The following is a 15,139-nucleotide window of genomic DNA, read 5'->3' on the forward strand; positions in this document are numbered from 1 at the left end:
CCGGCGGCAAAAGGATTCCGCCGCGCTCACACCGCCGCGCGACCACGCCGCAGGCCGAGAAGCGCCAGACCGACGACGGCGACGGCGGCGCCGGCGGTCGGCCAGAATCCGACACGGGTGTCGACCCCGAGCGTCGTCAGCAGCGTAAACACCAGAAAGAGGGGAATCGCGACGCCGATGGCCAACAGCCACGGGATCCCGAGCCGTCGCGACAGCGGCCCAGCGCCCGTCGCGTACTCCGCGACCGCGTCGCGCCCAAGGACCCACCCCGCGAACAGCAGGAAGGCGATCAGCCCCCCGGTGAGCAACAGGTCGACCAGCGTGCCGGCGACGAAGTCGAAAAGCGACGGTCGAAACGCGGTGATCGTCCCGGTCGTCGCGATGAGTGCCAGGAGCACGCCGACTGCTTTCCGGCGCGACCATCCTCGTTCGTCGACGAGGATGGAGACCGGAATCTCCAGCATGCTGATCGAACTCGACAGCGCGGCGAAGGCGACCACGCCGAAAAACAGGACGGCGAGGAGCCCGCCGCCGGGCAGCGCCGCGAACGCACCGGCGATGCCGACGAACAGCGCACCCGGGCCGCCGCTCCCGGGATCGATCCCCTGCGAGAAGAGCAGCGGGAAGACCACGAGCCCCGCGAGGACGCCCACACCCGTGTTGAGCAGGGCGATGACCGACCCGTCGAACGGCAGCGATCGATTCTCGTCGATGTAGGAGGCGTACGTGATCATGGTGCCGGCACCGACCGAGAGGGTAAACAGCGCCTGTCCGGCGGCGGGACCGAGGATCGAAAAGAAGTTCCTACGGATGGTTTCGAGGTCGAAAGAGAGAAAGAAGTCGTACCCGGCACCGGCGCCCGCCCGCGTCGACACCCAGACGGCCATCCCGACCAGAAGCGCGAGGACGGCGGGCATCATCACCTTCGTCCCGAGTTCGATTCCGCGGCGGACTCCACCGAGGACGATCAGGCCGGTGAGCGCGAGAAAGAGGAGGTGGAAGCCGGCGGCCTCGACGCCGAAGGAGATCGACTCGAAGTAGGGTCCTGGATCGGCGAGGTATGCCGCGCCGTCGGTGACGGCACCGACGATCGAAACCAGCAGGTACCGCAGGATCCAGCCGCCGCCGACGCTATAAAAGGAGAGAAGCGCGACGCCGGTGATCGCCGAGATGCCGCCGACGGCGGCCCAGCGTCGCGAACCGGAGAGGTCACCGAGGGCGCCGACTGGGTTGCGCCGCGCCCGCCGTCCGATGACGAACTCGCCCAGGAGGCCGGGCACCCCGACCGCCAGCACGACGACCAGATAGACGAGCAGGAAGGCGCTGCCGCCGTTCTCGGCGGTCATCCATGGAAAGCGCCAGATGTTCCCCAGGCCTACCGCGCTTCCCGCGGCGGCCAGGATGAAGCCCGTTCTCGTCCCCCACGTCTCTCGTGTCATTACCACACCCTGCGTGGATGCCCGTGAAGTGGGTTTCGAGTCCGAAGCCGTCAGTCAGGTTAGACCAGCGGTGCCGCGAGCAGTCCCGCCTTGACCGCGAGGCTCTGGAGGCCGAGCAGGAGCGTCGCCAGCACGCCCAACGGGACGAGCGTGCGGACGAACAGGAGCCACGCGACGGCGCCCGACTCGCTCAGGCCGGTCCCGCGTCGGAGTTCGGCGACGGCGTCGTCGGTGTCCACCCAGCCGACAAAGAGGAGCAGGCAGAGCACCGACAGCGGAAGCAGGAGGTTGTAGGCGACGGCGTTGTACCACGAGAGGATGGGAACCCCCAGTGCGCTCGGCACGCCCAGAAGGAAGATGGCGACGCCGAGGGAGACGGCGAGCGTCGAGCGCGAGCGGTCGGTATTGTCGACGAGGTAGGACGTCACCACTTCGAGGAGGCTGATCGCGGAGGAGAGCGCGGCCAGCAGGAGGACGACAAAGAAGACGACCCCGAGGAGGCGGCCGGCGGGTAGCTGTGCGAACGCGCCGGCGAGGGTGATGAAGGCCGCGCCCAGTCCGCCGCTCCCGGGTTCGATGCCCAGCGAGAAGAGGATGGGAAAGACGACCAGCCCGGCGAGCAGCCCGACGAACGTGTTGAGGAGGACGATGGTCGCGCCGTCGGCCGGCAACGAGTCGTCGCGCCCGAGATACGAGGCGTAGGTGATCATCGCGCCCATCCCGAGCGAGAGCGTGAAGAAGGCCTGTCCCACGGCGGCGGGGAGGATGGTTCCGAAGTTCGCGATCAAGGCGTCGACGTCCGGCGAGAGGTAGTAGGCGTAGCCCGCGGCGCCGCCGTCGAGCGTCCCCGCCCAGGCGGCCAGGCCGCCGAGCAGGAGAACGATGCTCGGCACCATCAACTTGGTCGACCGCTCGATGCCGTCCGTGACGCCGAAGGCGACGACGCCGACGGTCAGCGCCATGAAGAGGGCGTGGAAGCCGACCGCCTCGGGGCCCGCGGCGATGGCGCCAAAGTACGCCTCGGAGCCGGAGAAGTACGCACCGGTGGCGCTCCCGAGGACGTACCGGACCACCCAGCCGCCGACGACGCTGTAAAAGGAGAGGATCCAGAACGCCGAGACGGTGCCGATGAGTCCCACGATACGCCAGTTACGGTGGCCCAGGCGGGCGAAGGCGTCGATGGGGTTGCGCTCGGCGCGCCGGCCGACGACGAACTCCGCGAGCATGGCCGGAAAGCCGATCAAGAAGACCGCAGCGAGGTAGACGACGATGAAGGCGGCGCCGCCGTTTGCTCCCGTCTGGAACGGGAACTGCCAGACGTTGCCCAGTCCGACGGCGCTGCCGACGGCCGCGAGAATGAATCCCACCCGCGTCGCCCACGTCTCTCGTTGTGACATGGGCCAGGGGTACCCCCACCACGGAAAAAAGGCTCACGGTCCGCGGCGACGGCTGTCACTGTCGTTACAGGCCGTCAACCCGACGGTCAGGCCTCCCCGTAGACCGGGACTGCGGCCCCGCTCGTCGCCGCCGTGGCCTCCGAGGAGAGCACCAGTACCGTCCGCGCGATGGTCGCGGGGTCGACCCACGCGTCGTGGTCGGCGTCGGGCATCATCTCCCGGTTCATCGGCGTGTCGATGACACTCGGCATGATCGCGTTCGCCCGCACGACGCCCCGATTCTCCTCGGCGACGGTCTCGGTCAGGAGTCGGACACCGGCCTTCGAGGCGCGGTAGGGACCGTCGCCCTCACCCCCCGACAGCGACGACCGCGCCGAGACGCTGACGATCGTCCCCTCGGTCGCCTGGAGATGTGGGAGCGCGTGTTTCGACGCCAGAAACGCGGTCTTCAGGTTCACGTCGAACAAGAAGTCGAACGTCTCCACGTCCGTCTCGTGGATCGGCGTCCCTCCGCGCCACGTCCCCGCGACGTTACAGAGGTGATCCAGCCGACCGTGTGTCCCGACGATTTCGTCCAACACCCGCGCCACGTCGTCCTCGTCGGTGAAATCCCCCTGGTAGTAGTCCACCACGTCCGGGTCGACGAGTGACTCCTCGTCGTCCGGCGCGACGATGTCCGCGCCACAGACGGTCGCTCCGGCGTCGTCGAAGGCAGTCGCGATCGCGCTCCCGAGCGCACCGCTCGTGCCCGTGACCAGGACCACCCGATCCGTGAAGTCGAAGGATGCCGACATGCGAAACCGTTCGGAACCGCGACACAAAAGCCCGAGGGAGGACGGCCCGCCGAGGCTATTTGTCGGTGGCGGCCGTCGCGGACGACGTGAACCCCGAATCGTTCTTCCACGTCGCACTGAAGGTCGAGGACGTCGACGCGTGTGCCGCGTTCTACCGCGAGCAGTTCGGAGCCGAACTGCTGGAGCGGGGCCACGCCGGCGACGGGGAGGGGGCGACGGCGGTCGAGCACGCGGCGCTCTCGGTCGCCGACAAGCGCGTCTACCTCTTCGACCGGGCACCCTACGAAGCGGCCGGACTGACCGACGACCTACCGACCGGCTTCCTCCATTTCGGGTTCGTCGTCGACGACGTCGAGGCGGCCCACCGGGAACTGGCGGCGTCCGGCGTCGAGTTCCTGATGGAGCCGTCCGTCTTCGGCGACCTGAAGATCGCATTCTTCGCCGATCCAGCCGGGGTCCGGATCGAACTCCTCGAACACCGGTGACGCGACCGCCGCGATCGGCCCGCACCCGCCGCGGGTGTGGCGGAGCGGCGCTCAGGGCGTCACGACTAGCTTCCCGAGGACGCTGTCTTCCATCACGTCTCGCTGGGCGTCGGCCACGTCGTCGAGGTCGTACGTGCGCGCCACCTCGATGTCGAGGTCGCCCGTCCCGAGCAGGGAGGCGACCCGCGCGAGCGGATCGCTCAGGTTGGGCGTGTTGAACATACTCATGAACTGGTAGGTGAGGTCCTTCCCGCGGGCGACGCCGTCGTTCGTGAAGCCGACGGCGGGGTCGTTCTCGCCGATGCCGACGATCCGGCCGTCGTGGGCGGCCACGTCGGCGTCGAACTGCAGGTAGTCGTCGAGGCGGTGATCGAGGATCACGTCCGGTCCCCCGGCGCTCGCCTCGGTCACGGCCGCTCGGAGGTCGTCCCGTGCGTAGTCGAGGACGGTGTCGGCTCCCAACTCGTCGAGTCGGTCGTGGTACGCGGGGTCGGCGGTGGCGACGACCCGTGCACCCGCGGCCGCAGCCACCTGTACCGCCGCGTGGCCGACGCCCCCGCTTCCGCCGTGGATCAGCGCCGTCTCGACGGGTTCGAGTCCCGCGTGGTCGATCAGCGCCCGCCACGCCGTGACCGCGGCGACGCCCGCGCCGCCGGCGGCGACGGGGTCGACACCCGACGGGAGCACTGCGAACCGGTCGTCCGGCACCGCCACGTACTCGGCACAGCCGCCGTAGTGGTCCTTGCTCAATCCCGTCGCGACGACGGCGTCGCCCACGCTCGCGCCCGCCACGGCGTCGCCGACGGCGACCACCTCGCCCGCGGCGTCGACGCCGGGGATCATCGGGAGCGTGAACGGTTCGTAGGAGCCCTCGCGGAAGTAGGTGTCAACGGGGTTGATCCCCGCAGCCGCCACTTGGAGCAGTATCTCGTCGGGGGCCGGTTCGGACCGGTCGACGTCGTCGACTCGCAGTACTTCGGGACCGCCGTGTTCGTGGTATCGAACCGCGCGCATGGGGGGGCGTAGGCGGAGCGGCCGAATAAAGCCACGCAGTCCCTGCCTCGGCGTCGCCGCCGAACGGTCCGTCTCCCAGGGGTTACTTGACCGTCTCCAGCACCCAGTCGTCCGGCGTCGCACGTCGCACCTGGACGTCGAACGACTCGCGTGACTCGTCGGCGACGCGACTCAGGAAGTCGCCGACCGGCGTCGGATCGCGGTCGCTGACGAGGACGAACCGGTCGCCAGCCGCCAGCGACTCGAAGCGGTCCCGAACCCGTTCCTTTCGCTCCTGCGGTGCGACCCCGCGGATGTCGACGGCGTCGTCCGGCACGTCCACCTCGCCCGCGCCGTCGAGGGCGTCGCGAACCCGTTCTCCGAGGTCTGCCACCGCGGCGGGCACGTCGGCGGGGGCCGGCCGTCCCTGCAGGTCCTGCGTGAAGGGCAGTTCCGCGAGGACGGGCGCGTCGAACCCGTCGAGGGCAGTCTCGTCGAACAGGTCGTTCGACTCGCCACAGCAGTTACAGACGTATTCGGCCATGTTGACCACGGCGCCGAGGACCGGCACGTCGTTGTCTCGGAACAGTTCCACGGTCCGTTCGGTGTCGCTGACGGCGGCGTGAAACGGCGTCGTGACGACGACGACGCCGTCGACTGGCACCTCCTGGAGCGTCGTGAGCACCACGTCGCCGGTTCCCGGCGGCAGGTCAACTACCAAGACGTCGTCGTTGCGCCACGCCGTGTTCCCGAAGAGATCCGAAAGCGCGTCGTGGGCCATCGCGCCCCGCCAGGCGAGGGGTGCGCCGGACTCCATCAGGCCGACGCTCATCACGTCCATCCCGTCGCGGCGGATCGGGAGGGGGTCGCCCTCCTCGCTGGAGCGCACCGGCCCGCTCACGTCGAGTAGCCTCGGCACGTTCGGGCCGTGAATGTCGGCGTCGAACAGCGCCACCTCGGCGTCCGCCGCGAGCGTACAGGCCAGGTGGGTCGCCACCGTCGACTTCCCGACGCCGCCTTTCGCGCTCGCGACGGCGATCACGTGGTCGAACGCCTCGACCCGGGCGCTGTCCTCGCTCGACGGTGCCGCCTGCTCGACGTGGACGCTCTCGACGCCCTCGACGTCGTCGACGGCCCGCAAGGTCGCTTCGATCACCCCCTGTCCGGTTTCCTCGTCGACGGCCGTCAGGTCGGTCTCGACCGTCACGTCGCCGTCGTCGACGGTCAGGTTCTCGACGAAGCCGGCCTCGAAGACCGAGAGGTCGGCCGCCGGATCGCGAACGGTTCGCAGCGCCGCTTCGACGCGGTCTTTGAGTGTCGTGGTGTCGGTCATAGATCGGGCATACGGTTGAGTCGGTCCTCGCCGGGCAGTAGCCGGCCGTCGTTCTCCAGGGCACCGAAGTTCCGGCGGAACCGTGCCGGGTCGGCGTCGAGCGCCCGTTCGGCGGTCTGGCGGACCACCGTGGCCGGATCGTCGGTCAGTTCCTGCAGCCGGTCGCGGGCGCGGTTCTCGTCGACGCCGCCGAGCATGTGCGCCGCCCACTCACGGACCCGTTCGCTCTCGTCGTGACTCAGGTCGAGCAGACGGTCGGCCATCGCCGCCCCCCGGAGCTTGAACAGCGAGACGGCCGCGTTCCGGCGCACGGCGTGGTGGTCGTCGTCGACGGTAGCCGCGATGTCGTCCTCGTGGGCCTCCCGGTCGAGGTTGTCGAGGGCGACGACGGCCTCGGCGCGCACCCAGGGGTCGTCGTCGTCGAGGAGTTCGACGGCGACGGCGGCCGCGCGTTCGCCGCTCGTGCCGGTCCCGTCGCCCCCGTGGGCGGTCAGCGCCTCCACCGCGAACTGCCGTACGTCGGCGTCGTCGTCGGCCGTGGCTGCCCGCGCGAGTCCGCTGACGACCGCCGACGCCGTCGGTTCGTCCTTCAGCGCGAGGGCGGCGCGGCGGCGATCGACCGGGTCGTTCGCCTCCAGATCCGCGAGGAGCGCCGCCGCGTCGCTGTCGGCGACCGGTTCCGTGTCGGCCGCGGACAGTTCCGCCGGCGACGCCTCGCCGATGGTCACGTCCTCGCGACCGACTTCGATGTCCTCCAGTGCCTCGATGTCGCTCCCGACGCCCGGGCTCCGCATCGGATCGAGTTGTGGGTCCGGCTCCTCGTCGAGGTGTTTCTCGAACTCGTCGTCGTGACCGTCGCAGGTCATCGGTCCACCTCCTGGAGCGCGAGCGTCGCGACGCCGAGGGCGAACGGCACCGCGCGGCCGAGCGTCGCCGGGACGCCGGCGCCGGCGACCAGCGTTATCCCGGCGAGGAGTAGCCACTCGCGTCGCCGCGCCGCGGCGCTCGCAGCCGTGACGGCCCCGCCGGCGGCGAGCGCGACGACTGGGAGCGGTGTCCCGACGACGCCGCCGGCGACCAGCGTGATCGCGCCGACGACGAAGGGCAGCGACAGGCCGACGCCGACGACGGCGGCGGTCGCGACGCCGCCGTCGAGCAGGGACCGGGTGGTCGGTGCCGCGACGGCCGGCGTGATGGCGACGGCCGCGAGGGCGAGCGTCGAACCGGCCGGCCTGAGCGCAGTGACGCCGCCGACGCCGCTCGCGAGGCACACCGCCAGCGCGACCAGCAGGGCGCCGATCGCGACGCCGTGGACGGTTGGAAGCCGGTCACGGCGGGTGATCGCGACGGTGGCCGTCCCCCCGACGACGGCGACGGCCGCGGGAACCGCGACGGCAGGCACCGCGAGTGACAGGAGGCCGAAGACGCCGACGAACAGGAGTCCAACCCCCGCCACCGGATCGGTCTCGGTCAGTGCGAAGCAGATGGTGCCGGCGCCGGCGAGGGCCGTCGCGCCGACTGCCACGGGTTCGACGACGGCGGCCGTCGGTCCCGTGGGCGCGTTGACGAGCGTCACGATCAGGACGCGAGCGAGAAGGCCGAGGGCGGCCACCCCCGCCGCGCCCGTGACGACGGCCCGCCGCCTGTCGTCGAGGATCGACGGGTACTGCCTCCGACCCTCGGCAGTCGCACTGGCCGTCATTCCGACCCCTCCAGACGGGCCGCGAGGTCGTTGCGGTCGGCCCGGACGAACGTTTCCAGCAGGGTCGCGAGGTCGCCGTAGACGCCCGTCCCGGGTTCGCCGTCGAGCCGATCGGCGACCCCTGCGGCGGCGTGACCGAGGTGGCGGTCGTGGAAGTCGAGTCTGGCCGCGGCCGCGTCGGTACGCTCACCTGCCATCGCGGCCTCCCGCCTGGCGAGATAGCCCGCGAACTCCAGTTCGTATCGCAGGGCGTCGTGATTGTCGCGGGCTGACGGGTCGATCTCCAACCCGTAGTACTCGTAGGCCCGCGCCAGGTCGAGGTTCACGTCGTTCCAGGACTGATCGGGCCGGTACTTCGACTCGTAGAGGGGCACTGGCGGACCCTCGGCGTCGAGCGTGCCGTCCGTCCGATCCTCGTACTCCGCGTGGCCGATCGCGAACAGGTCGTTGTATCGGGCGGCCAGCGTCTCGTAGTCGTCGTCGGTTGCGAGTGTCGGGACGGTCACGTCGAGGGGCGTGAGATCGAGACATCGCGTCAGATCGGCGTACAGGCGACCGTCGGTGACGGCCTCGTGGAACTCCCGGTTCGGGTGTCGGAAGGCGCCGGCAAGCGTCGCGAACACCGTCCCGCGGGCGGCTGGGTCGGTCTCGACGCTCCCGCGGTCCTCGGAGCCGTCGGCCGTCGCCATTAGGACCCACCCCCGTCCCCGCCGTGGGTACGGAGGACGCCGAAGGCCGTCACTCCGATCACGGCCACGATGGCGACGCCGGCGACGGTCCACAGGAGCGTCTGGTAGGGCGCCCCCTCGGCACCCTCGCCGGTCGGGAAGTAGTGCCACTCGCTGACCGCCTTCCGTCCGGCGCGTTCGCCGTTACCCCCGTTCCAGACGGCGACGGCGACGTCGAGTCGGTCGTCGTCGTCGAGTGTCGTTCGATTCTCGCTCGCGCCGGTCACGTCACGTGTGTAGACGACCGTCCAGGTGCCGTTCGTGTAGGTGGCGTTCGCGTCGACGGTCGGCGACTGGAACGTCGTCGTCGAGCCCGCACCGCCTGCCAACAACTCCTGGGTTGCGCCGTTCCCGGCCCAGTACCAGACGTTCACGCGGTTGTCCCGTCCACCCATCGCGATCGGCGGGCGCGAACTCGTGTCCACGGGGAACTGGATGGCCGCAGCGTCGGGGAAGGCTCGCGGCGACCCCGCGGTGACGTTCCGCGTCGGATCCGACCACTGCAGACGGACGTGGAACTGCTCGCCGCTCCGGGCGGCCTGCACGTGGACGCGGTCGATGGACGTGTCGCCGGCGTTCGGGACGCCGCTGGGGGCGCTCGCGAGGGGTACGTCGGCGGCGGGCACCCGTGACCAGTCGGGGGCGCTCGGCGTCGAGAGGTCGGCCTCGGGCATCGTACTCACCGGGATTTCGTGGGCCGGGCGGGCATCGGCGGACGGAACCGCCACGGTCGCCGAGACGACGAGCGCGCCGACGAGCGCCGCAACCAGTAGCGCACGGGCCCGTCTGTTAGTCATCGTCGAAGACTCCCAGCCGGTACTGTTTGGCCGGATTCTTGTGCTGGAGCAGTTCCATCAGTTCGCTGTCGTCGCCCTGCCGGGCGCGCTGGCGCTCGCGCTCGATGGTGTTGAGCGCTTGGTCGACGCCGTCGCCGAAGAGTTCCCGGAGATACCCCCTGGGAATGCGGTCGACGTCGACCGATTCGCCGTCCTCCGTATGCTGACCGGGGGCGTACGGCGGGATGTAGTAGACGTTTGGCTGGGTGCGGAACTCCGGATGCAGGGGCAGCGCCACCTCGTACTCCTCGACGAGCTTGTAGATGGGGCCGTCCTCGTCGTCCAGAAACCCGACCAGCCGCAGTTGGGGCGGGCACTCCTCGGCACAGGCGGGCGCGTACGTCTCCCCGTCCGGCCCCTCGCCTTCCAGCCGCGGGTAACAGAAGATGCACTTCTCCGATTTCTTCGAGACGGTGTTGTAGTACACCTTCTTGTACGGACAGCCCTCGACGCAGTAGCGATAGCCCCGACAGCGCTCCTGGTCGACGAGGACGATACCGTCCTCCTCGCGCTTGTAGAGCGCCTGCCGCGGACAGGCCTCCACGCAGGAGGGGTGGGTGCAGTGGTTGCAGATCCGGGGCAGGTAGAAGTAGTAGCTGTTTGGGTACTCCCCGGCGCCTTGGTCCTCGTCCCAGTTGGGACCCCACTCCGCCCCCTCGCGCGGGCGGAGAGGCTCGTCGCTCCCCTCGTACATGATCTCGGAGTGGTTGAACTCCCAGGGGCGGCCGTAGTCCTCGCGGGAGGGAATCTCGCCCGCGACCCGTTCGGAGCCGTCGTCGGTCCACCCGCCGCCGGACTCCTCCCAGCCGCGGGGATAGCCCTCGCCGGGCTTGGTCTCGACGTTGTTCCAGTACATGTAGTCGGTGCCGCCCCCCTCCGTCCAGAGGTCCTTGCACGCGATGGTACACGTCTGACAGCCGATGCACTTGTTGAGGTCCATCACCATCGCCACTTGGTGGTCGACCCCGTCCGCGACGTTGATGTTCGTGTCGTCCTGGGTACTCATGAGTCCTCACCTCCGTCGGCGTCGCCGGCGGGCCGCACGTCGACGTTCACGTCGCTGTTGACGCCGGTCGGCCCCCAGTAGTTCGGGAAGAAGTGGAGATGCTCGCCCGTCTCGGCGGGGTACTGCACCAGTTGTGTCGGCTTCATGTACATCGGCACGAGCGAATTGAAGTTCTCGCGGTCGGGATACTGGAACTTCTCCCACGCGAAGAACTGTCGGAGCGTCCCCGGTTCACCCGAGGGATAGATCTTGGCCTGTACCTCGACGCTGGCGAGGTCGTTGTACACCTCGACCGTGTCCCCGTCCTCGATGCCCCGCGCTTCGGCATCTTCGGGGTTGAGGTAGACGACGGGTTCGCCACGCTGGAGGCGGAGCATCTTCTCGCTGTCCCGCCACGTCGAGTGGATCGACCACCGACCGTGCGGGGTGTTGTACGAGAGGGGGTAGTCCCCGCCCGTCGACGACGGCGGCTCCTTGTGGGTCGGCAGTTCCTCGCCGAGTTCGAGGAACCAGTCGTGGTCGATGTAATACTGCTGGCGGCCGGTGAACGTCGGCCACGGCTCCTTGTCGTGGACGTAGCGCTGCCACGGGACGTACGCCTCGCCCTCCTCGATGTCGGAGGTCCAGTGGTCGCCGGCCGCGAGCAGTCGCTGGGGTTGTTCGACCGTGTCCTCGAAGGTGATCCGCTCGTCGCTATCGCTGGGGTTCGACTCCTCGGAGTGATCCAGGATGAACTCCGCGGCTGCGCGGTCCTCGACGAGCGCGCCGTCCTGGTCGGTCTCCCAGTCGCGCACGTAGTCGTCGTGGACCGTCGTGAGGTCGATGGTCCGGTCGAACTTCCGATCATCGACGGGGTCGACGCCGCGTTCCCGGGCCCGTTCCTGAATCTTCGCGGCCAGGTCGCGGAAGATGGCCCAGTCCGTCCGCGCCTCCCCCAGCGGTTCCACCGCCGGAGTGAACGGGTGAACGTAGGTGTGCATATCCGTCTCCGAGAGGTCGTGTTTTTCGTAGTGGCTGGCCGCCGGGAGGACGATGTCCGAATACAACGCCGTCGAGTCCATCCGGAAGTTGATATCGACCACCAGGTCGAGTTTGGGCCACAGTTGCTCCTCGACGGCGACGTTGCCCTTGGCTTGGTTGAAGAGGTTTCCACGCCAGACGAACAGTGTCGAGGGATCGGGCCGGGACCCGTCCTCGCGCTCGCTGGGGTAGACCGGCATCCATCCCCGGTCGATCGACTCGCGGATCTTCTCGGCCGTGTCGGGGTCGGTGTTGTCGAGGATGCCGGCGTGGAAGTACGTCCACAGCGTCGTGGGTACGCCGCGAACCGAACCGGTCGGGAACGAGAGTACCTGCCAGCCGTGGAACGTCCAGATCTTCTCCTGACCGACGTAGTGATCGAGACCGGTCCCGGGATCACCAAGGTTGCCGGTCAGCGTCACGAGCAACTGGATCGCTCGGTTGCCGAGGTCGTTGTGGTACCAGTCGTTGACGCCCTTGCCGTGGATGATCTTCGCGGCGTCGGCCCCCGCGAACTCGCGGGCGATCCGCTGGTAGGTGTCTTCGCCGACGCCCGTCTCCTCGTGGACGAACTCGGGGGTGTACGCCGCGAGTTCGTCCCGCAGGTTCGTCCACACGGAGCGCACGGCGACGGAGCCGTCGGCGGCGTCGACCGACCGATCCACCGACAACTGAGGATCGAAGCCGAGTTCGATGCTCGCCGCGGAGTCGTGTTGGCCGTCGCGGTCACCGAGCGAGCCCGGGGCCGCCCGGAGGCCGCCGTCGGCGTCGACCATCACGAACACCTTCTCGGGGTCGTCGGCGTCGGTCGCCAGTCCCACCTCTCCGGCCCGGAGGAACTTGCCCGTGTCTTCGCGGACCAACAGGGGCATGTCCGTCTGCTCTTTCAGGTGGGCTTCGTCGTACAGCCCCTCTTCGACGATGGTCCGGGCCATGCCGAGCGCGAGGGCGGTGTCGGTGCCGCCTTCCGGGGCCAGCCACTCGTCGGTGTGGATGGCGGTCTGGGAGTAGTCCGTGAAGATCCCGACCCGCTTTGCCCCCTCGTAGCCCGCGTCGAGGAAGTACTTCGCGTCCGGGATGCGGGTGACGTTGATGTTCGACCCCCACGCGATCAGGTAGTCGGCGTTGTGCCAGTCGGCGGATTCGGCGTTGTCGGTCTGGGTTCCCCAGGTGATGGGTTGCCCCGGCGGGAGGTCGGAGTACCAGTCGTAGAAGCTGTGGGAGACGCCGCCGAGGAGGTTGATCAGCCGGCTCCCCGACGCGAAGGAGACGGGGCTCATGGCGGGAATGGGCGTGAACCCGGAGATGGCGTCGTAGCGCCCCGCCTGCACCTCGTCGATGACGTGGTCGGCGATCTCGGTCAGCGCCTCGTCCCAACTGATCCGCTCCCACTGGCCCTCGCCGCGCTCGCCGGTGCGACGTAGCGGGTGGAGGACGCGCTGGTCGGCATTGACGTAGTCGGTGTAGCAAGCGCCCTTCTGACAGCCCCGCGGGTTGGGATCGGGGAGGCTCTCGTCGAAGGTGGGGTAGTCGCCGGCCTGTTCCTCGCGCCAGACCTGGCCGTCCTTGACGAAGACGTTCCACGAGCACGACCCCGTGCAGTTGACGCTGTGGGTCGACCGTGCGATCGAGTCCCAGTCCCACTCCTCGCGGTAGAGGTCCTCCCACTCGCGGTAGGGGTAGTTCCCGATGGGGTCGTCGACGGTCTGGAGGCCGCTCATGCCGTCGTCCGCGAAGGAGAGGCCGGTCGCCCCGAGGAAGGAGGCGACACCGAGGCCCTTCACGAAGTCACGTCTCCCGATTCCCGTGCTGTCCGTCCAATCGTCGTCCGCCGTGTTGTCACTCATTGGTCACGAACACCGTCGCGGTCGCACAGACGGCGCCGGCGACGGCGAGGGCGAGGCCGGCGGCCGTGCCGCCGCCGACGTCGAGGCCGACGGCCACGAGGCCGAGGCCGAGCAGTTTGCTCGCCGTATCTAGCAGACTATACTCCCGGTCCGACAGCGGGAGTCGGACGAGCGGGTCGGTCTCAGTCATCGCTCCCACCTCCTGCCGTCGGGGCGGTGCCGCCCTCCTCTGTCCCCGACTCCTCGCTGGCGTCCCGGAGGAGCAGGTAGGTGATCCCGCCGAACAGGGGCGGCACCCCGAGCAGCGCCGCCGTCAGGATTGGGTTGACGACGCCGGTCGACACACCCAGTACCTGCGCCGCGAGGATGTTGTTCATCCCCGCGATGGACGCGATCATGACGAACGCGACGGCGGCGACGCCGACGGCGGTCTGTCGGGGGCGCTCCAGGGGATCGGTCGTGAAGTGGGTCGGGCCGGTGCGGTCCACGAAGGGCCACGCCACGATGGCGGCGAAGACGAGGCCGGGGAGGACGATACCGCCGACGAACTCGGTGGAGACGTGGACCGGCCCGACCGAGAAGGAGAGCCACGTCGGCAGGAGTTTGAGGAAGCCATACACCCACATCAGAAACCAGTCGGGCATGATGAGCGCCGGCGTCGACGCGGGGTCGTTCGGGCCGTACTCGGCGACGTTGTGAACCGGGAGGAGGCCGGCCAGCGCCGACAGCGTGGCGGCGGTCAGGAAGAAGACGACCGCCGAGACGGCGGCCTGGTTCGGGAACGCCGGCAGGCCGACGATCACGCCGTCGTCCTCCCGATCGACCGTCCGCCCGCCCCCCTGCACGTCGCTCTCGCGTGGCGCCTCGGTGTGTTTCTGCCGAATCAGGAGCGCCATGTGGACCGCCAGTCCCACGGCGATGGCCGCCGGGATGAGAAGGACGTGCATGAAGTAGAGCCTCGGGATGGTCGCGCTCGTCGGGAACTCCCCGCCGAAGACGATCTCGCCGAGGAAGTCGCCGACGAGCGGCACCGAGACGGTGAGGTTGTAGCCGATACTGGTCGCGGTGGCCGCGAACTCGTCGAAGGGGAGGGCGTAGCCCGTGTAGGCCGCACCCATCGCCAGCACCGCCAGTCCCGTTCCCACCACCCAGTTGATCTCACGGGGGTTGCGATACGCCCCCGTGAAAAACACCCGTAACATGTGTAAGCCGATGGAGGCGACGAAGAGGTGGGCCGCCCAGTGGTGGAGCCGTCGGATGAACATGCCGAACGGGACGGTGTAGGTGATGTGCAACACCGAGGCGAACGCCTCGGGCATCTCCTCGCCTTGGAACTCGGCGACGCTCCCGTCGTACTCCACGTCCGACGTGGAGGGTTCGTAGAAGAACCCGAGGAAGACGCCGGAGAGGACGAGAAAGAGGAAACAGAACAGGGCGACTTCGCCGAGCAGGAAGGAGTCCTCCGCGGGGAACGCCTTTCCAAGGAACGACTGACCGCTCCGCAGGTCGAGGCGGGCGTCGAACCAGTCGTACAGCCGCTCGGCGCGCGAGTCGGCCAC

General features: G+C 69.1%; 14 protein-coding genes. 1 reads left to right on the forward strand and 13 read right to left on the reverse strand.

What is annotated here, in order from left to right; translation table 11 throughout:
- Positions 1-26 precede the first annotated feature (26 nt).
- The 3 genes from NBT82_RS05125 to NBT82_RS05135 form a co-directional block, all read right to left on the reverse strand.
- A complete protein-coding gene (locus NBT82_RS05125; RefSeq protein WP_251330496.1) occupies positions 27-1,439 on the reverse strand; it encodes a sodium-dependent transporter in 1,413 nt (470 codons plus the stop codon).
- 59 nt (positions 1,440-1,498) lie between these two features.
- Positions 1,499-2,836, reverse strand: coding sequence for a sodium-dependent transporter (locus NBT82_RS05130; RefSeq protein WP_251330497.1), 1,338 nt, complete (start codon positions 2,834-2,836; stop codon positions 1,499-1,501).
- Between the two features lie 86 nt (positions 2,837-2,922).
- Positions 2,923-3,630 (reverse strand): SDR family NAD(P)-dependent oxidoreductase, encoded by a 708-nt coding sequence (locus NBT82_RS05135; protein WP_251330498.1) that lies wholly within the window; start codon positions 3,628-3,630, stop codon positions 2,923-2,925.
- Between the two features lie 65 nt (positions 3,631-3,695).
- On the opposite strand from NBT82_RS05135, the gene NBT82_RS05140 reads away from it, so the two are divergent.
- Positions 3,696-4,115 carry a VOC family protein gene (locus NBT82_RS05140; protein ID WP_251330499.1) on the forward strand — a complete coding sequence of 140 codons (420 nt, stop codon included), beginning with the start codon at positions 3,696-3,698 and terminating at the stop codon, positions 4,113-4,115.
- Between the two features lie 51 nt (positions 4,116-4,166).
- Here the strand turns inward: NBT82_RS05140 and NBT82_RS05145 are convergent, their stop codons facing one another.
- The 10 genes from NBT82_RS05145 to NBT82_RS05190 form a co-directional block, all read right to left on the reverse strand.
- On the reverse strand, positions 4,167-5,129 hold the full coding sequence (locus tag NBT82_RS05145; protein ID WP_251330500.1) for an NADPH:quinone reductase: 963 nt from the start codon (positions 5,127-5,129) through the stop codon (positions 4,167-4,169).
- Positions 5,130-5,211: 82 nt separating this feature from the next.
- Entirely contained in the window at positions 5,212-6,441 is a 1,230-nt protein-coding gene (locus NBT82_RS05150; protein WP_251330501.1) for a P-loop NTPase, read from the reverse strand.
- A complete protein-coding gene (locus NBT82_RS05155; protein ID WP_251330502.1) occupies positions 6,438-7,307 on the reverse strand; it encodes a HEAT repeat domain-containing protein in 870 nt (289 codons plus the stop codon). The genes NBT82_RS05150 and NBT82_RS05155 overlap by 4 nt, the downstream gene beginning before the upstream one ends.
- Positions 7,304-8,143: a DUF8068 family protein gene (locus NBT82_RS05160; protein ID WP_251330503.1), complete on the reverse strand. Its 840-nt coding sequence runs from the start codon at positions 8,141-8,143 to the stop codon at positions 7,304-7,306. The genes NBT82_RS05155 and NBT82_RS05160 overlap by 4 nt, the downstream gene beginning before the upstream one ends.
- Positions 8,140-8,832: a molecular chaperone TorD family protein gene (locus tag NBT82_RS05165; RefSeq protein WP_251330504.1), complete on the reverse strand. Its 693-nt coding sequence runs from the start codon at positions 8,830-8,832 to the stop codon at positions 8,140-8,142. Before NBT82_RS05165 ends, NBT82_RS05160 begins: the two co-directional genes overlap by 4 nt.
- Positions 8,832-9,668 (reverse strand): ethylbenzene dehydrogenase-related protein, encoded by an 837-nt coding sequence (locus tag NBT82_RS05170; protein WP_251330505.1) that lies wholly within the window; start codon positions 9,666-9,668, stop codon positions 8,832-8,834. The genes NBT82_RS05165 and NBT82_RS05170 overlap by 1 nt, the downstream gene beginning before the upstream one ends.
- Positions 9,661-10,713: a nitrate reductase subunit beta gene (gene narH, locus NBT82_RS05175; RefSeq protein ID WP_251330506.1), complete on the reverse strand. Its 1,053-nt coding sequence runs from the start codon at positions 10,711-10,713 to the stop codon at positions 9,661-9,663. The genes NBT82_RS05170 and narH overlap by 8 nt, the downstream gene beginning before the upstream one ends.
- A complete protein-coding gene (gene narG / locus NBT82_RS05180; RefSeq protein ID WP_251330507.1) occupies positions 10,710-13,580 on the reverse strand; it encodes a nitrate reductase subunit alpha in 2,871 nt (956 codons plus the stop codon). Before narG ends, narH begins: the two co-directional genes overlap by 4 nt.
- Positions 13,573-13,770, reverse strand: coding sequence for a DUF8120 family protein (locus NBT82_RS05185; protein WP_251330508.1), 198 nt, complete (start codon positions 13,768-13,770; stop codon positions 13,573-13,575). Before NBT82_RS05185 ends, narG begins: the two co-directional genes overlap by 8 nt.
- Entirely contained in the window at positions 13,763-15,139 is a 1,377-nt protein-coding gene (locus NBT82_RS05190; RefSeq protein WP_251330509.1) for a cytochrome b, read from the reverse strand. The genes NBT82_RS05185 and NBT82_RS05190 overlap by 8 nt, the downstream gene beginning before the upstream one ends.

The organism is Haloplanus sp. HW8-1 (genome assembly GCF_023703795.1).
Classification (GTDB): domain Archaea; phylum Halobacteriota; class Halobacteria; order Halobacteriales; family Haloferacaceae; genus Haloplanus; species Haloplanus pelagicus.

Coding starts and splice junctions, on each gene's coding strand:
- NBT82_RS05150 (WP_251330501.1), bottom strand. CDS start 6,441: ATGACCGACACCACGACACTCAAAGACCGCGTCGAAGCGGCGCTGCGA.
- NBT82_RS05145 (WP_251330500.1), bottom strand. CDS start 5,129: ATGCGCGCGGTTCGATACCACGAACACGGCGGTCCCGAAGTACTGCGA.
- NBT82_RS05170 (WP_251330505.1), bottom strand. CDS start 9,668: ATGACTAACAGACGGGCCCGTGCGCTACTGGTTGCGGCGCTCGTCGGC.
- NBT82_RS05130 (WP_251330497.1), bottom strand. CDS start 2,836: ATGTCACAACGAGAGACGTGGGCGACGCGGGTGGGATTCATTCTCGCG.
- NBT82_RS05155 (WP_251330502.1), bottom strand. CDS start 7,307: ATGACCTGCGACGGTCACGACGACGAGTTCGAGAAACACCTCGACGAG.
- NBT82_RS05185 (WP_251330508.1), bottom strand. CDS start 13,770: ATGACTGAGACCGACCCGCTCGTCCGACTCCCGCTGTCGGACCGGGAG.
- narH (WP_251330506.1), bottom strand. CDS start 10,713: ATGAGTACCCAGGACGACACGAACATCAACGTCGCGGACGGGGTCGAC.
- NBT82_RS05125 (WP_251330496.1), bottom strand. CDS start 1,439: ATGACACGAGAGACGTGGGGGACGAGAACGGGCTTCATCCTGGCCGCC.
- NBT82_RS05160 (WP_251330503.1), bottom strand. CDS start 8,143: ATGACGGCCAGTGCGACTGCCGAGGGTCGGAGGCAGTACCCGTCGATC.
- narG (WP_251330507.1), bottom strand. CDS start 13,580: ATGAGTGACAACACGGCGGACGACGATTGGACGGACAGCACGGGAATC.
- NBT82_RS05135 (WP_251330498.1), bottom strand. CDS start 3,630: ATGTCGGCATCCTTCGACTTCACGGATCGGGTGGTCCTGGTCACGGGC.
- NBT82_RS05165 (WP_251330504.1), bottom strand. CDS start 8,832: ATGGCGACGGCCGACGGCTCCGAGGACCGCGGGAGCGTCGAGACCGAC.